This is a genomic window from Clavibacter phaseoli (assembly GCF_021922925.1).
GTDB classification, from domain to species: domain Bacteria; phylum Actinomycetota; class Actinomycetes; order Actinomycetales; family Microbacteriaceae; genus Clavibacter; species Clavibacter phaseoli.
In genome coordinates, this window is sequence record NZ_CP040786.1 from 2,517,033 (window position 1) to 2,532,951 (window position 15,919).

Genomic DNA, 15,919 nt, shown 5'->3' on the forward strand with positions numbered 1-15,919 from the left:
TCCCCGGCTCAGGCCGCGGCGCCCGTGCGGTAGGAGCTGAGGTCGCACGTGCGCACGGCCGTCGGATCCATGACCAGGCGCAGGTCGTAGGCCGCGCAGTCCGCGAAGGTCCCGATGCTGAACGCCTTCTCGGACCGCCGCAGCACGCCCTTCGACGGCCCATCGCCGCCGATTCCCGCGCGGTGGACCATCCACTCGACGTCGCCGGCCTCGTCGACCAGGTACCGCATGACGGCCTCGTTGTCCTCGTGCTGCCCGGTGAACCCGCGGGCGATCGTGGCGCGGATGAGTCGCAGGGCCGGCGGGAGCGGCCGGCCAGGGGCGGCGCTGAGCCCGCCCGCCTGGTAGAGGAAGCGGCCGACCCCGTTGCGGCGCATGGCCGGCACGAGCCGGCGCACGAACTCGGTGTTGACGGGACGGACGCGCTGCGCCGCGGCGTCGCCGAGCAGCGAGACCACGTGGTCGGTGCCGGCCACGAGCGCGTCCAGGTCGAGGTCCTCGGTGATGGATCCGCGGATCACCTCGAGGTCAGGATGGGTGGCGGTGAGCTTGGCGGGCGTCCGCGCGAGGGCGCGCACCCGGTGGCCCTGCTCGAGGGCGAGGCGGATGAGGTGCTGGCCGGTCCGGCCGGTGCCGCCGAGCACCAGGAGGGTGGTCTGTCGTTCCACGAGGGGATCCTGTCGTCGAGTGCGCCCCGGAGGACGCGTCATGGAGACGCGGTGGCGCCCCGGCCTCAAAGTAGGCGTTGCCTAGAAAATAGTCAATGCCTACTCCTCGGGTAGGATCCGTGAATGACGACGCGGCCCTTCCACCACGGGAACCTCCGCGCCGTGCTGCTCGAGCAGGCGGAGGCGATGCTCCGCACGGACGGGACCGACGGCCTGTCCCTGCGCGAGCTCGCGCGGCAGGCCGGCGTGAGCCACGGCGCCCCGCGCAGCCACTTCATCGACCGGCAGGCCCTGCTCGACGCCCTCGCCGAGCGCGGCTTCACGCGGCTCACCGAGGACGTGCGCTCCGCGCTCGCCACCCGCGGATCCCTGCACGCGCGCTTCGTGCGCGTCGCCCGGGCCTACGTCGACTTCGCGGTCGAGGACGCGGCGCTCATGGAGCTCATGTTCCAGGCGAAGACGGGTGCCGCCGCCGGGCCCGTGCGCGACGCGTCGCTGCGCCTGTTCCAGGTGCTCGACGAGGCGATGGGCGACCCGGACGGCGATGACGCGGATCCCGACGGCGACGCCCGCGAGCGCTTCAAGCTCCTCTTCGCCGCCACGATGCAGGGCATCGCCGCGCTCGTCGCCGCCCGGCGCATCAGCCGCGAGCAGGGCGACGTCCTCGTGCGCGAGGCGATGGACGCGATGCTGGAGTCGCGCCTGGGCGCGCGGGCGATCACCCGGCGCTGATCCGCCCGGGCTACGCCAGCGCGGGGACGCCCGCCACCGCGATGGCGACGTCCTCCGTCACCAAGCCCGCGTTCGCCATCGCTCCTGCCATGGTGCCCGCGGCCATGGCCACCGGCACGTTCGCGGATCCGCTCGACGCGTTGCCCGCGATGAGGAGGCCCGGGACGCTCGTCTGGCCCATCGGATCCGCCGCGACGAACGGGCCCCACGGGGTGTCCTCGGTCGCGGCGTCGAGCGCGCGGGCGACCCCGTCGCGGGGTGCGACGCCCGGCATGGCGAAGAGCGAGTCGAGCGGCAGGATCCGGCCGTCGGCGAGCTCCACGCCCTCGAGCGCACCGCGCTCGCCGACCACGCGCACGACCGCGGCCTCCTCGACGCGGATCCCGCGGGCGTCGATCCCGGCGCGGGTCGCGTCGTCGATCGCGAGCGGCGCGCCGTCTGCCGTCCCGCCCGCCACGAGGAACGTGACGTCGGCCGACCACTGCCGCAGCATCTGCACGTGGTGCAGGCTGCCGGGCCCGGTCGCGAGCACGCCGATGCGGCGGTCGCGCACCTCGTAGCCGTCGCAGTAGGGGCAGACGACGACGCCCGCGCCCCAGTGCGCCGCGAGGCCGGGCACGTCGGGCAGGACGTCGGCGAGGCCGGTCGCGAGGATCACGCGGCGGGCCGTGACCTCGCCGCCGCCGTCGAGGCTCACGCGGAAGCGCGGACCCGCGGGATCGTCGAGCGCCTCGACCCCCTCGACCCGCCCGTCGACCACGACGCCGCCGTAGCCCTCGATCTCGCGCCGGCCCTCTGCGATGAGCTGACGCGGTGGCTTCCCGTCGTGGCCGAGCACGCCGTGCATGTGCGCGGCGACGGCGTTGCGGGGCTGGCCCGCGTCCACGACGAGCACGCTCCGGCGGGCCCGCGCGAGCATGAGCGCCGCGCTCGATCCCGCCACGCCGCCGCCGATGACGACCGCGTCCCAGTCGTGCCGTCCGTCGATTCCCTGTGTGATCTCCATGGGACGAGCCTCACGCGTCCGAGCGCCAGGCGCACGGCCCATTGCTAGAACGGCAAGGGCGCGTCGCCGCTCGCGCGTCGGTGCCGGTGCTCGGCGCCCTAGACGGGGAGCGGATACGTGCCCGGCTGGAGCGCGACCACCGTGACCCCCGGCGATCGCGGAGACGAGCAGGACGGCCATCGCGCCGCGGGCGATGTCCCCGCAGCGACCTAGGCTGCCGGAGGGGGATCGAGAGCTCGAGGAGACGGCATGACCGACGACGTGGATCCGCGCGACGACACGACGGACAGCACCACCGAGGCGGTGCGCTTCGGCCTCGACGGCATCGTGCACGAGATCGACCTCGACCCCGCGGGCGCACGCGCCCTCCGCGCCGCGCTCGCGCCGTACGTCGCGGCCGGGCGGCGCACGACCGTGACGATCACGCCCATCCGCGACGAGCCCGCTCGCCCCGCGGGCGCCGCCCCGACCGGCGAGCGCGCCGCGGCCCGCGAGTGGCTCGAGGCGAACGGCCACAAGCTCGGCCCGGGCGGTCGCATCTCGGCGACCCTCATGACGCTGTACCGGGGCCGCGACGGGCGCTGACCCGCGCGCGGCGCCGGCGCCGGCGGCCTCCACGGCACGGCACGATGGATCCATGAGCGCCGAGCCCCGCCTGTTCCCCGCCGTCCCGCGCCTCGAGGGCGAGCGCGTGATCCTGCGCCCCTTCTCCCCCGCCGACGTCGACGCCATGGGTCCCGTGCTCGCCGACCCGGACGTGATCCGCCTCACCGGATCCGCGCACACGACCGCCGAGGTCGCCGAGATGGCCGCGCGGACGACGCTCGACGACCGCACGCGCACCTGGTACGCGACGCGCGCCGATCAGCCCGACCGCCTCGACCTCGCCCTGGTCGACCGCGCGACGGACGCCTGCGTGGGCGAGGCCGTGATCAACGAGTGGAGCCCCGAGGACCGGAGCGCGAACCTCCGCATCCTCATCGGCCCCGCCGGCCGCGACCGCGGTCTCGGCTCCGAGGCCGTCCGGATGCTGGTCGACCACGCGTTCGCCGCGACCGACCTCGAGCGCGTCTCCCTCGAGGTCATGGCCTTCAACCCCCGCGCCCGCCGCGTCTACGAGCGCGCGGGCTTCGTCGAGGAGGGCCGCCTCCGCGCCGCCTTCCGCTTCGACGGCGAGCCGGTCGACGTGATCGTGATGGCGCTGCTGCGGTCGGATCCGCGGGGCTGAGGCCCCACGCACGACGCCCGCCGGCCGCGGATGCGGCGCGACGGGCGCGTGGTCGAGCGGGGGCGGCTAGCCGAGCGACACGGCCGTCCACGACACGGGCGGCAGCGTGATCGTGAGGGTGCCGTCGGCGAGCGTCGCCGAGGCGTTCTCGGTCAGGCCCACGCGCTCGCGGTCCTCGAAGGTGTTCTTCGCGTAGACGTCCTCGTCGTGGATCCCGACGGCCTCGAGCACCTCGGAGACGGCGAGGCCGGTGACGTCGACCTCGATCGTGAGCGCGTCCGACAGGCTGCGGTTCACGAGGAAGACCGCGGCGCGGCCGGTGGCCTCGTCGAAGGTCGCGACGGAGTCGACGAGCGGCGCGGTGCCGTGCACCTCGGTCTCGTACGTGCCCACGTCGATGCGCGGCTTGAGCACCTCGCCCTGCGCGAGCCGGCTCGTGACCGAGAACGGGAAGAACGTGGTCTGGCGCCAGGCGCCGCCGCCCGTCTCCGTCATGATCGGCGCGATCACGTTCACGAGCTGCGCGAGGCTGGCCGACGTGACGCGGTCGCTGTGCTTGAGCAGCGTGATCATGAGGTTGCCGAGCACGACCGCGTCGGCGACCGAGTAGACGTCCTCGAGCAGGTGCGGCGCGTAGGGCCAGCCCTCAGTGATGACGCCGGACTCCTGGTGCTCGTCGAGGTACCAGACGTTCCACTCGTCGAACGAGATGTTGATCGTCTTGTCGCTCTTGCGGCGGTACTTGACCTGGTCGGCCGATGCGACGACCGTGCGGATGAAGTACTCCATGTCGAGCGACGAGGCGAGGAAGCTGCCGAGGTCGCCCTTGCGCTCCTGGTAGTAGGCGTGGGCCGAGATGAAGTCGACGTTGTCGTAGGCGTGCTCGAGCACGGTGCGCTCCCACTCGCCGAAGGTCGGCATGCCGGATCCGCTGCTGCCGCACGCGACGAGCTCGAGCGTGGGATCCACCATCTTCATGGCGCCGGCGGTGCGGTTCGCGAGCTTGCCGTAGTCGTCCGCGGTCATGTGGCCGACCTGCCACGGGCCGTCCATCTCGTTGCCGAGGCACCACATCTTCACGCCGTGGGGCTCGGGGGATCCGTTGGCGATGCGCTGGTCGGAGAGGGCGGTGCCGCCCGGGTGGTTCGAGTACTCGAGGATGTCGAGGGCCTCGAGCACGCCGCGCGTGCCGAGGTTGACGGCCATCATCAGCTCGCTGCCGGTGAGCTCGCACCAGCGCGCGAACTCGTCGAGGCCGACCTCGTTGGTCTCGAGCGAGTGCCAGGCGAGGTCGAGGCGCTTCGGGCGCTCGGCGCGGGGGCCGACGCCGTCCTCCCAGCGGTAGCCGGAGACGAAGTTGCCGCCGGGGTAGCGGATGGTGCTCGAGCCGAGCTCCTTGACGAGGTCGACCACGTCGAGGCGGAAGCCGTCCGCGTTCGCGGTGGGGTGGCCGGGCTCGTAGATCCCGTCGTAGACGCAGCGACCGAGGTGCTCGACGAACGAGCCGAAGGTGCGGCGGTTGACGGGGGCGACGACCGCGGTGCGGTCGATGGCGATGCGGGCGTCGGCCGCGGGGCGGGCGTCGGTCATGGAGTGGTCCTTCACTTCATCGGGAGCGGGGCCGATCGACGCCGGGCGAGCCGGGTGGATCCGAGCCGTTACAACGTTGTAAGCGCAACGTCCCTCCATTGTCGCGGGGGCGTCGGGGCGGTGTCAACGCGACGCGGGCCGCCCCGCGCGCCGCGGAGACGGGCGGGGTGCGGGGCGGGACGAGACGGGCGCGGCTCTTCAGCTGCGGCCGGCCGCCACGGGGATCCAGACCCGCATGGTGGACGGGCCGCGGTTCGCCCAGGAGGCGTAGGGCACGAGGTCCACCTCGCCCAGCGGCTCGACGCGGTCGACGCGGTCGACGCCGTGGCCGTAGGGCCAGTCGGCGACGTCGGCCACCGTGCGGGACAGCCGCACGCGCGCCCCGCGCTCAGTGAGCGCGGGGGCGGATCTCGTGTCGACCGCGACGTCGCCGACCTGGCCCGAGGGCACGTCGGTCGACTCGAGGGCCAGCACGAGCGGGCCGCGCTCGACCGCGACCTGCCCGCGCACGGCGTCGATGCGGAAATCCGGGATCACGAAGCGCGCGGCCATGGGCAGGTCGAGCCGCACCTCGTCGCCCGCGCGGAAGCGGCGGTGCACGAGCGCCCGGCGCCCGCGGACCTCGAGCGGCGATCCGCCGGGCTCGGTGAGGGTCGCGGTGCGCGCCCACGCGGGGATCCGCACGGCCAGCTCCACCTCCCGCCCCGTGTCCTCGCGGAACGCGACCGACACGTCGCCCGCGTACGGGTAGCCGCTGCGCACGGACAGCGCGACGGGGGTGCCGTCCTCGAGCACGGTGTCCACGTCGTACGAGCCCAGCTGGTGGATCTGCACCCCGTCGGGCGACCGCGTCGCGAACGTCAGCTCCATGCTCGCGAGCGTGCGGGCGACGTTGGTGGGGCAGCACGACACCTCGAACCACGGCGCCCGGAGGCTCGCGAGCGCCCGCGCGTTCACCTCGTCCTCGTCGGGCGCCGTGCCGGGGGTCCGCTGGTGCAGCGTGTTCGTGTAGAAGAAGGCGCGGCCGTCCTCCCGCGGGGAGGCGAGCACGGTGTTGAGCAGGGTGCGCTCGATGAGGTCGGCGTAGCGCGGGTCGTCGTGCTGGAGGAGCAGGCGCCACGACAGCATGTTCGACGCGATGCCCGCGCAGGTCTCCGCGTAGGCGCGGTCCGGCGGCAGCTCGAAGTCGGCGCCGAACGCCTCGTCCTGGTGGTGGGATCCCATGCCGCCGGTCACGTACGTGCGGGCCCGCACGGTCTCCTCCCACTGACGGCGCACGGCGTCCGCGAGCTCCGCGTCGCCGGTCTCCACGGCGACGTCGAGGGCCCCGGCCGCGAGGTACAGCGCGCGCACCGCGTGGCCGCGGAGCACGTCCGCGTCGCGCACGGGCACGTCGTCCTGGAAGTACTCGGCGCCGTACTCGATCTGCCCGAGCAGCCCGTGTCCCCGCCGCTCCACGAACAGGCGCGCGAGCTCCACGTACCGCGGCTCCTCCAGCGCGCGGCCGAGCTCGACGAGGGCGACCTCCACCTCGGGGTGGCCGCACACGGCGACCCGCCCGTCGGGTCCGAAGGCCTCCCAGAGGTGGTCGGCGACGCGGGTCACCACGCCGACGAGCTCGTCCGAGGTCCCGGTCCGGTGCGCGGCGACGCCGGCCTGGATGAGGTGCCCCATCGAGTACAGCTCGTGGCCCCATTCCAGGTCGGAGTAGCGCGGGCGCTGCCACGGGCGGCCGAACGACGTGTGGAGGTAGCCGTCGGGATCCTGCGCCGCGGCCACGCGCGAGACGAGCCGGGCGAAGCGGTCGGCCAGGTCGACGTGCGCGGCGACGGCCGCCGGGTCGTCCGCGTCCACGGGCCGGCCGAGCTCCCACGCCATGCCCTCGAGCAGCTTGTGGATCTCGGAGTCCACGAACTCGATGCCCGCGTGCTCCCAGCCCTCCTCGCCGGAGGCAGCGCGGTCGAGGTTCGAGGTCCAGCCGATCCGCTCCATCCACTCCTCGCAGTGGCGGAGGATCACGTCGGCGTTCAGCCGCTGCCTCTCGCTCCAGAAGCCGTCGACGAGCCGGATCTCGGCCGCGTCGAGCGGGGTGAGCCGGGAGCGCGTCGGCGAGACGGGTCCGCCGGGGCGGGCATGGCGCCCGTCCCGCGAGGCGGCGGCGGACGTGTCGAGGGAGGTGGGCAGGGTCACGGGAGGTCTCCTCGGAGGGTGATGGGGATGCGGGGCGGGCGGAGCCGGTCGGCGGTCATGCGTCAGTCCTTCACGGCGCCGGCGGTGACGCCGGCGGCGACGTAGCGCTGGGCGACGATCAGCAGCACGGTCGCGGGGATGGAGGCCACCACGGCGGTCGCCATGATCGAGTTCCACTCCTGATTGTTGTTGCCTATGTAGCGGTAGATGCCGAGCGTGATGGTCTGCGCGTCGCCGCCGCTGTTGAGCGTCGACGAGAACACGAAGTCCGACCACGCCCAGAGGAAGGCGAAGAGGCCCACCGTCACGACCGAGTTGCGGCTCACGGGCAGCACGATCGAGACGAAGGTGCGCCAGGTGCCGGCGCCGTCGAGCTCCGCGGCGGACAGGAGCTCGTCGGGGATCCCGCGCATGAACGCGGTGAAGATCAGCACCCCGAACGGCACGGCCAGCGTGCTGTCGGCGATGATGAGGCCCCACCACCGATTCAGGATCCCGGCGTTGAGGTAGATCGCGTAGAAGCCCATCGCCATGATCACCTGCGGGATCATCTGCGCCACGATCATGACGAAGCCCAGCGCCCCGCCGCCCACGGGACGGAGCTTGGCGAGCGAGTAGGCCGCGGGCGCCGACAGGGCGATCGTGACGATCACCGTCCCGAGGCCGACCACGAGGCTCGTGCCGAGGTAGGGCAGCTGGTCGCGCACGACGGCCGCGTAGCCGTCGAGGGTCGGCGCGAGGGGGAACAGCTGCGGCGGGCTCTGCCGCATCTGGTCCGTGGGCGTCAGCGAGACGTTCACCATCCAGTACACGGGGAAGAGCATCACCGCGGTCAGCAGCACGCCGATCACGGTCGTCGCGGTGCTGCGGCGGCCCTTCCGGCGGATCTGCGCGGCCCGCTCGGGCGAGCGCTCCGACGAGCCGCGGCGGCCGGCCGGGGCGGTGGAGCCCACGGATCCGGACGTTCGGGCGGGAGTGGCGGTGGACATCAGCTCTCCTGCTTCCTCTGCACGCGCAGGTAGACGAGGCCGCAGACGAGGGCCATGACGATGAGGAGGTTGCCGACCGCGGCGGCCGGCCCGAAGGTGGGCAGCGTCGAGCCGAATCCGAGCTGGTAGGACCAGATCGCGAAGGTCGTGGAGGTGTCCCCCGGACCGCCGCGGGTCATGATCCAGATGATGTCGAACACCTTCAGCGTGTAGACGAGGCCCAGCAGGATCGTGATCGCGGAGACCGGCGCGAGCAGCGGGAACGTGATCCGGCGGAAGCGCTGCCACGACGTCGCGCCGTCGAGCGACGCCGCCTCGTAGAGGTCGCCGGGGATGTTCTGCAGGCCGCTGTACAGGATCACGAGGTTGAACGGGATCCCGATCCAGATGTTCGCGACGATGACCGACGTGAGCGCCCACTGCGGCGACGTCAGCCAGTTGACCTGGCCGCCGCCGAGCGCGCGGATGGTCGCGTTGACGATCCCGCTCTCGCTGTTGAGCATCCACGACCAGGTCGACGCGCTGACGATGAGCGGCAGCAGCCACGGCACCAGGAACAGCGCCCGGAGGGTGGCCGAGAGGCGGAACCGCTGGAAGAAGAAGACGGCGAGCGCCATGCCGATCGTGAACTGGAACGCGATCGACACGAGCGTGAACGTGAGCGTGTTCGCGAGCGCGGGCCCGAAGGTCGGGCTCTGGACGATCCGGGCGAAGTTGTCGAACCCGATGAACGGCGCCGACCCGTCGATGAACGAGCGCACGGTGTAGTCGCGCACCGACAGGTCGACGTTGCGGATGAGCGGGTAGGCGTAGAAGACGGCGAGGTAGACGACGACGGGGACGAGGAACGCCCACGCCGTGAGCTGCCGCGGCCCGACGCGGCGGGGCCGGCGGCCGTCGGGTCGACGCGGCCCGCGGTCCCGCCCGGGCGGGACCGCGGTGTCGCGGCCCCGCTCCGCGGCGCCCGCCTCGCGGCGGTCGATGGTGTGGGCGCTCATCCGGGTCAGCCGTTCGCCGACTCGGCGGCCTTCTGGGCCTCGTCGAGCGCGTCCTCGGGGCTGGCCGCTCCGCTGAGGCTGTTCTGCACGGCCTTCCAGAGCTGCTCCGAGATGCGCGGGTACTTCGTGCCGAGGTCGTCGCTCGTGCGGCCCTTGGCCTCGCCGACCGCGGTCACCCACGGCTCGAGGTCGGGGTCCGCAGCGACCTGGGCCTGCTGCGCGTCGGCCGTCGGCGCCACGTAGGAGAGCGTGGTGTCGGTGGCGACGAGGTTGTCGGTGCTGGTGAGGCAGGCCTGGATCTCCTTCGAGACGTCGTAGCGCGCCTGGTCCCGCTGCACGGGCACCGTGAGGAACTCTCCGCCGGTGGGCGCGGGGGCCGAGCCGCCGTCGCTCGCGGGGATGGAGAGGATCCCGTAGTCGATCCCGGAGTCCTTCACGCCTTGGAGCTGCCAGGTGCCGTTCTCCCCGAACGCGTACTCGCCCGTCAGGAACTCCTGCCACGAGGTCGTCTGCGTGTTGCCGATCACGCTGTTCGGCGCGAGGCCCTGCTTCACCCAGTCGGTCCAGAGGGTGAGCGCCTGCACGGCCTCGTCGGAGGAGAGGTCGGTCAGGTCGGCGCCGGATCCCCAGAAGAACGGGAGGAACTGGAAGCTGCCCTCCTCCGTGCCGATGGCCGAGAACGTGATGCCCTTGCCGCCGGACGCCGTGACCTCCTCGAGCGCCGCGGTGAGCGACGCCCAGTCGGTGATGGTGGCGGGATCCACCCCCGCCTTCGCCAGCACCGTCTTGTTGTAGTAGAGCGCCAGGGTGTTGGCGCCGATGGGGACGCCGAAGGTGTCGCTGCCGAGCTGGCCGGCCGCGAGGATGTTCTCCTCGAAGCCGGACACGTCGGCGCCGGTCTCCTCGGTCGTCGTGAGCAGGCCGCCCTCGGCGAGCGTCGAGACGACGGGGTTGTCGACGAGCAGGAGGTCGGGCGAGTTGCCCTGCTGGCCGGCGAGGAGCGCCTTGCTCGTGAGGTCGGAGGTGTCGTAGCCGGTGCGCTCGACGGTCACGCCGGCCTCGGTGCCGCACTGCTCGACGAGCTTCGTCCAGTCGGAGGAGGCGTCGAACTGGGGGTACGGGTCCCAGAACGTGTAGGTGCCGCTGGCGGCGGATCCATCCGAGGCGGCGCCGCCTCCGGTGGAGCAGCCGGCCAGGGCGAGACCGACGACGAGCGCGCCGGCGACGGCGACGGGGCGCGTGGTGCGGGTGAAGGAGTTCACGGGTTGTCCTCTCGGGATGCTGCACGGCAGGCCTCCGGAGAGCCCGCGCTCGTCGCGCGGCCGCCTCCTCGGTGAGGACTGCAAACCGAAACCGGTTTCGGGTAGGAAGCTATGTCCGTCCGGTTTGCTTGTCAACACCGGGATGAACTAATTTCGTCAGCGTGACCATCGACGGGCCGAAGCACGGAGCCGGTCCGGTGACCCTCGCGGACGTCGCCCGCGCGGCGGGGGTCAGCGTCGCCACCGCCTCGAAGGCGCTGAACGGCCGGGCGCAGGTGCGTGACACGACGCGTCGCCGGGTCGAGGAGGCGGCTGCCGCGCTGTCCTTCACGCCGAACTTCTTCGCGCAGGCGCTCAACTCCTCGCGCACAGGGACCATCGGGATGGTCACGAGCGACCTCGACAACCGCTTCGTGCTGCCGATCCTGCTGGGCGCCGAGGACGCGTTCGGCAAGGGATCGCTCTCGGTGCTCCTCGCCGACGCCCGGGACGACGCGCTCCGCGAGCAGATGCACCTGCAGTCGCTGCTCACCCGCCGGGTCGACGGCCTCCTCGTCGTGGGACGCACGACCAACCCCCGGCCGCCGGCGCCCGTCATGTCCGGGGTGCCCGTCGTCTACGTGTACGCGCCGTCCACCGGCGAGGGCGACGTCTCGTTCACGCCCGACAACGTGATGGCCGGGCGCCTTGCGGCCGAGCACCTCATCGCCCAGGGACGCACCCGCATCGCGCTGGTCAACGGGGAGTCGTCGTACTCGGCGGCGCGCGACCGGGCCGAGGGCGTGATGGCGGCGCTCGCCGACCACGGGCTCGAGCCGGTCGGCGGATCCGCGCTCTACGGGCAGTGGGGCGAGGCATGGGGCAGGGACTGCGCGCGCCTGCTGGTGCGGGGCGGGGATCCCGTGGACGGCATCATCGGCGGCAGCGACCACATCGCCCGCGGCGTGCTCGACACCCTCCGCGACGAGGGCCGCGACGTACCGGGCGACGTGGCCGTCATCGGGTTCGACGACTGGGACCTGCTGGTGCGCGAGGCCCGCCCGCCGCTGTCGAGCGTGGCCATGGAGCTCGAGCACCTCGGTCGCGTGGCGGCGCAGCGGCTGGTCGACATGATCGACGGCGAGCGCACCGCCGGCATCTCCCGCGAGCCGGTGCGAGTCGTGGCGCGGGCGTCGACGGGCGCCTGATGGCGTCCTCCACGCAGGCGCTCTTCCTCGGCGGGCGCTCGGGCGTCGGCAAGAGCACGGTCGCGGCGGAGGTGTCGCGGATCCTCGCGACGGCCGACGTCGCCCACGCGCTCATCGAGGGCGACGCGCTCGACCAGGCGCACCCCGAGCCCTGGCGGCACGGCATCCCGCTGGCGGAGCGGAACCTGGCGGCGTTGTGGCGCAACTACCGCGAGGCGGGCTGGACGCGCGTGATCTTCACGAACACCGTCAGCGTGCTCGAGCTGCCGGCCCTCACGTCGGCGCTCGGCGGCGAGGTGGACGCGGTCGGCGTGCTGCTCACCGCCGACGACGCCACGGCGGCAGCGCGGCTGGCTGGGCGCGAGATCGGATCGGGACTGGCGGAGGCGATCGAGCGGAGCGCGACGGCGGCGCCGCAGCTCGAAGCAGGTGCGGACAGCTCCGTGCACCGCGTGGCGACCGACGGCCGGGCGGTCGCGGAGATCGCGGCGGAGGTGGCGGGACTCAGCGGATGGATCCCCGGCTGACGACGCGCGCCCTCGACCGACCTCTCACCCGATGCGCGGCCAGTCGCTCGTCAAGTGCGCCTCGATGGCGCGGTGCCGGAAGCCGTAGGACGTGCCCCGGTCGATGATCCCGCGCACGGTGTCCAGGCGCTGCGCCGTGGTGCCGACCTCCGCGGCCCTCGACCGGCCCATCTCCTTCGCGATGCGGGTGAGCGTGCGCTCGTCCGACGGCAGCGCCGCCATCGCCTCGACGAAGGCGCGCTCCCGCGGGGGCAGCCGCTCGAGGATCCGCTCCACGTGCGCGGCCGCCTCGCGCTCCGCGCCCCGCCAGCCCGCGTGGACCTCGTCGCGCGTGATCGTCGCCCCCGATCCTGCGTACCAGGCGCGCTCCCCCGCCAGCTGGAAGAGGAACGGCTCCCCGCGGCACAGGTCGACGATCGCGGCGGCGGCGTCCTGGTCCATGCGGACACGACGGGTGCGGCCCGAGCCGTCCGCCACCTCCCAGCCCGGCACGACGAAGTCCTGCAGCGCGGCGCGGATGTCCTCGTCGTCGATCGCGGTCAGGACGGTGGTGCGGAAGCGCCGCGCGAAGGTCGCCCCCTTGTGCGCGCCCGCCCGATCCTCGAAGTCCGGCAGACCCGTGAGGTACACCGCGATGGGCAGGGACCGGCGCACGTGGGCACCCCCGGGGATCGCGACCTCCTCCTCGTGCGTGATGGCGTCGCCGAGGGCGATCAGCAGCTGCGAGAGCGTCCGCTCGTCCGTGATGTTCTGCACCTCGTCGACGTGGACGAGGGCGACCCGGTCGTGCCGCATCGCCGCGCGGCCGACCTCGACGAGCAGCGCCGTCAGCGCGGTGTACGGCTCGGGGCCGCTCTGCTCGGATCCCTCGCGCATGGTGAGCGACAGCCCGGCCGCCGCGACCGTCTCCACCCGGCCGATGGCCTCCCTGATGCGCTTCTCGCGCAGGGAGGGCAGGCCCGCGGCGCGCGCGAGCTCCAGCACGGCGGCCGCGACGGGCTTCAGCGGATCGGCACCGAGGGGGATCCGGAGCTGCGGCGTGACCCAGTCCCCCTCCCGGGCGGCCGCCTGCGCGATGCGCCGCACGAGAGAGGACTTGCCGAGCCCGGGCTCGCCGAGCACGGTGCGCCCGCGCTCGGGGAGGCCCCGGAGGAGACGGGGGCGGACCACGTCGCGCCAGTCGCTCAGCTGCTCGGTGCGGCCCGCCCAGATCTCCGGGACGGTGTCCGAGCCGGGGCTGAAGGGGTTGTCGATCGCGTCGCGCATGTTGGTAACGTTACCAAGTCCGGTCGGGTTTGGTAATGTTACCGGACCCCTACGCGTGCGGCCCTGCGTCATGGAAACCTGACCCGGGTCGTGATCCCACCGGGTTCGATCACTCACTCTTCGCAGACGTGCGCGTCAGGGTCGTACTTCTGAGCCGACTCCGCGCCTTCGGCGATTCGTGAAATGCCGAAAATGGACCTTATGTCCGGTTACGGCTCTGGCGCCGCTTGGAGGCCACTCCAGAAAGCGTCCCGCCCGCCCTCTTGGGATCGACCGAAGGAGGCATGCGCTCGCCAAGAAGACAGTGCCGCTACACGCGCCTAGAGGTCCGTCACCAATCCCTCGACGGTGAGGGGCTCAGAGTCAACTGCGCTCCCGTAATAGCCCTTCGGCCTCCAAGTGAGCCATAGTTGGCGACCGCCGCCGTGTCGCGGTCCGAGCCGGAATTGATCCACCCCGACGGCGATGCCCGAGCGCAACAGGTACTCGGTGATCAGCAAGCGGCTGAGGGGTCGGACGATCGTGTCGTCGAGGTCAAGATCGCGTATGGGCGCCAGCGGGTCGTGGGCAGAGACACCGAACTGGAGATCACCGAGCTCAGAGGTGCCGAACAGGCCGTCTGCCAACGCGCGCTTCGATATCTCCTCCCACGAGAGACCGCCCATGGAGTACTGCATCGCCCCGCCGCTCTGTCCACGGCCGCGATCATGCAGCGTGAAGCGTTCGGCGTGGAGCGTGGTCGTGGTCGATGTGCTCGAAAGCGTGCCGAACTCCATCGGACGAGCATCACTAGGAGATGCCCACTCGATGTCACCTTGCCGCCCGTCCCTCAGCCTCACCAGCTCGGCATGGACGACGGCACTGCGCACGTCGGCCGAGACCGTCACCGTCTCGCCGTTGTTGAGCACCTCACGAGCGCGGAGGATGACGCGCCCCACCCGCACCCATGGCGAGATCTCCTCCGCCGCGAGATCCATCAGGCGGCGCTTCACGCGCATCTTGAGGTCCTCGATGGACGACCACGAACTCGTCGTGTAGAGGTTGCGCGTTCCGGCGATCAGATCACGTTGCGACCCGTCCATGTCCGACCCGCCCTCGCCGTTCACGAACACGCATAGCCGCAGCCCCTCCTTCTCGGCCTCGCGAAACTCGGCATGGGTCGCGGAGTACCCGTCCGGCATCCGCACCCCGTACCGGTTCCCGAACAGACCCACGTAGATCGTCGAGCGCCGCACGCCGGCAAGGTATGCCCGATCAGCCGAGACGTCCTGGCCACCCAGGTCCTCGAACATCACCGGTACCGCACCGCATTCCTCGATCGCCTCACGGACCGCCTGGCGCTCGTCGGGCATGTCGGTGATCAGGCTTGATACGAAGACCTGCTGATCTCGCCCCCACTCCACGACTGCTTCGGCACTCAACGTGACGGCCGCGGATCGTTGATCGATGAGAAGCGATGGTGGTGGTGGTGGTGACATGATCTGAGCTCACCACGTGACTACCCGAAGTGTCGCCTGCGAGACCGCTGGCATCCGCTGGCGCCGACGATCCGATCCCGGACCGCCGTGCGCGCGCTGGCCCGATGGACGACGCGCCTCCTGAGCAGGTGAGCCGGAAGGGTCGCGCGCCCGGGTACGTCACCAGGGCGTCCCCATGCCTCGTCTCAACAGATGATCCCTCCCCGGACGGGTCGGTACGCGTGAGGGCTGCTCCATTGCGAGTGCCGTGGGCTCGCAGAGTCGTCCGGCGTCGAACGAGCGCCGACTACCGATGGTGTGGACAGCCCACTCGTGTCCTTTGCGCTTGGTCCTACCGTGTGCGGCGCCGGCTCCGGCGCTCTCGGTGAGGACCGCGCGACTCGCCTCAGAGCATTCAGCGCACAGAACAGAACGGGACGACCATGACGAACCGCACCTCCCTCGTCATGACGACGCGAGCTCTCCTCCTCCTCGGCGCGATGAGCGCCGCCATGATCCTCACCCCCATGTCCGCTCAGGCCTCGACGCCGGGGCCGGAGAACACCAGCCTTCGCTACCACCAGCGCCAAGTCCGTGCCGACCCGTGCTACTCGGGGATCCCGCACACCATTAACCTGCCGCCGCAGGTCCACTGCGGATCCGACGACTAGGCACCCTCATGGCGCCGTCTTCACCTACATGGAGGCGGCGCCGTAGCACAGCGGCGATGGATGCGCCGTTCGCGGAGACCAGCGGGTCGGACCCGCGTCACGTCCCGCGCGGCGGATCCCGCGACGCAGCCGGTCCGACTGAGGTGCG

At 72.2% G+C, this 15,919-nt stretch carries 15 protein-coding genes; 6 read left to right on the forward strand and 9 right to left on the reverse strand.

Features of this window, described 5'->3' with window-relative positions; genetic code table 11:
• Positions 1-8: 8 nt before the first annotated feature.
• On the reverse strand, positions 9-668 hold the full coding sequence (locus tag FGI33_RS11800) for an NAD(P)-dependent oxidoreductase (protein ID WP_220453061.1): 660 nt from the start codon (positions 666-668) through the stop codon (positions 9-11).
• 123 nt (positions 669-791) lie between these two features.
• Here FGI33_RS11800 and FGI33_RS11805 point away from each other — a divergent pair, with 123 nt between their 5' ends.
• Positions 792-1,400 (forward strand): TetR/AcrR family transcriptional regulator, encoded by a 609-nt coding sequence (locus tag FGI33_RS11805; RefSeq protein WP_119434281.1) that lies wholly within the window; start codon positions 792-794, stop codon positions 1,398-1,400.
• A 10-nt stretch (positions 1,401-1,410) separates the two neighbouring features.
• Here FGI33_RS11805 and FGI33_RS11810 read toward each other — a convergent pair whose 3' ends face one another.
• Complete coding sequence (locus FGI33_RS11810) at positions 1,411-2,406, reverse strand: NAD(P)/FAD-dependent oxidoreductase (RefSeq protein WP_119434282.1); 996 nt, start codon at positions 2,404-2,406, stop codon at positions 1,411-1,413.
• A 249-nt stretch (positions 2,407-2,655) separates the two neighbouring features.
• Between FGI33_RS11810 and FGI33_RS11815 the strand changes: the two genes are divergently transcribed.
• Positions 2,656-2,991: an Lsr2 dimerization domain-containing protein gene (locus FGI33_RS11815; protein WP_237581935.1), complete on the forward strand. Its 336-nt coding sequence runs from the start codon at positions 2,656-2,658 to the stop codon at positions 2,989-2,991.
• 52 nt (positions 2,992-3,043) lie between these two features.
• Positions 3,044-3,634 (forward strand): GNAT family N-acetyltransferase, encoded by a 591-nt coding sequence (locus tag FGI33_RS11820; protein WP_119434605.1) that lies wholly within the window; start codon positions 3,044-3,046, stop codon positions 3,632-3,634.
• Between the two features lie 66 nt (positions 3,635-3,700).
• Here the strand turns inward: FGI33_RS11820 and arfA are convergent, their stop codons facing one another.
• The 5 genes from arfA to FGI33_RS11845 form a co-directional block, all read right to left on the reverse strand.
• Positions 3,701-5,224 (reverse strand): arabinosylfuranosidase ArfA, encoded by a 1,524-nt coding sequence (gene arfA / locus FGI33_RS11825; RefSeq protein WP_119434604.1) that lies wholly within the window; start codon positions 5,222-5,224, stop codon positions 3,701-3,703.
• A gap of 198 nt (positions 5,225-5,422) precedes the next feature.
• Entirely contained in the window at positions 5,423-7,414 is a 1,992-nt protein-coding gene (locus FGI33_RS11830; protein ID WP_237581936.1) for a glycoside hydrolase family 127 protein, read from the reverse strand.
• A gap of 62 nt (positions 7,415-7,476) precedes the next feature.
• Positions 7,477-8,238: a carbohydrate ABC transporter permease gene (locus FGI33_RS11835; RefSeq protein WP_228504007.1), complete on the reverse strand. Its 762-nt coding sequence runs from the start codon at positions 8,236-8,238 to the stop codon at positions 7,477-7,479.
• Between the two features lie 164 nt (positions 8,239-8,402).
• Positions 8,403-9,401: a carbohydrate ABC transporter permease gene (locus tag FGI33_RS11840; RefSeq protein WP_237581937.1), complete on the reverse strand. Its 999-nt coding sequence runs from the start codon at positions 9,399-9,401 to the stop codon at positions 8,403-8,405.
• A 5-nt stretch (positions 9,402-9,406) separates the two neighbouring features.
• The gene (locus FGI33_RS11845) at positions 9,407-10,663 is read right to left on the reverse strand and encodes a sugar ABC transporter substrate-binding protein (protein WP_119434316.1); all 1,257 of its coding nucleotides are present in this window, start codon (positions 10,661-10,663) and stop codon (positions 9,407-9,409) included.
• A 197-nt stretch (positions 10,664-10,860) separates the two neighbouring features.
• On the opposite strand from FGI33_RS11845, the gene FGI33_RS11850 reads away from it, so the two are divergent.
• The gene (locus FGI33_RS11850; RefSeq protein WP_237581938.1) at positions 10,861-11,850 is read left to right on the forward strand and encodes a LacI family DNA-binding transcriptional regulator; all 990 of its coding nucleotides are present in this window, start codon (positions 10,861-10,863) and stop codon (positions 11,848-11,850) included.
• Entirely contained in the window at positions 11,850-12,377 is a 528-nt protein-coding gene (locus FGI33_RS11855; RefSeq protein ID WP_119434315.1) for a nucleoside/nucleotide kinase family protein, read from the forward strand. Before FGI33_RS11850 ends, FGI33_RS11855 begins: the two co-directional genes overlap by 1 nt.
• A gap of 24 nt (positions 12,378-12,401) precedes the next feature.
• Here FGI33_RS11855 and FGI33_RS11860 read toward each other — a convergent pair whose 3' ends face one another.
• Both FGI33_RS11860 and FGI33_RS11865 read right to left on the reverse strand, forming a co-directional pair.
• Complete coding sequence (locus FGI33_RS11860) at positions 12,402-13,643, reverse strand: AAA family ATPase (protein ID WP_119434314.1); 1,242 nt, start codon at positions 13,641-13,643, stop codon at positions 12,402-12,404.
• 320 nt (positions 13,644-13,963) lie between these two features.
• The gene (locus FGI33_RS11865; RefSeq protein ID WP_237581939.1) at positions 13,964-14,995 is read right to left on the reverse strand and encodes a DUF4062 domain-containing protein; all 1,032 of its coding nucleotides are present in this window, start codon (positions 14,993-14,995) and stop codon (positions 13,964-13,966) included.
• 548 nt (positions 14,996-15,543) lie between these two features.
• Between FGI33_RS11865 and FGI33_RS11870 the strand changes: the two genes are divergently transcribed.
• Positions 15,544-15,771, forward strand: coding sequence for a hypothetical protein (locus tag FGI33_RS11870; RefSeq protein WP_119434312.1), 228 nt, complete (start codon positions 15,544-15,546; stop codon positions 15,769-15,771).
• The last annotated feature ends 148 nt before the right edge of the window (positions 15,772-15,919 follow it).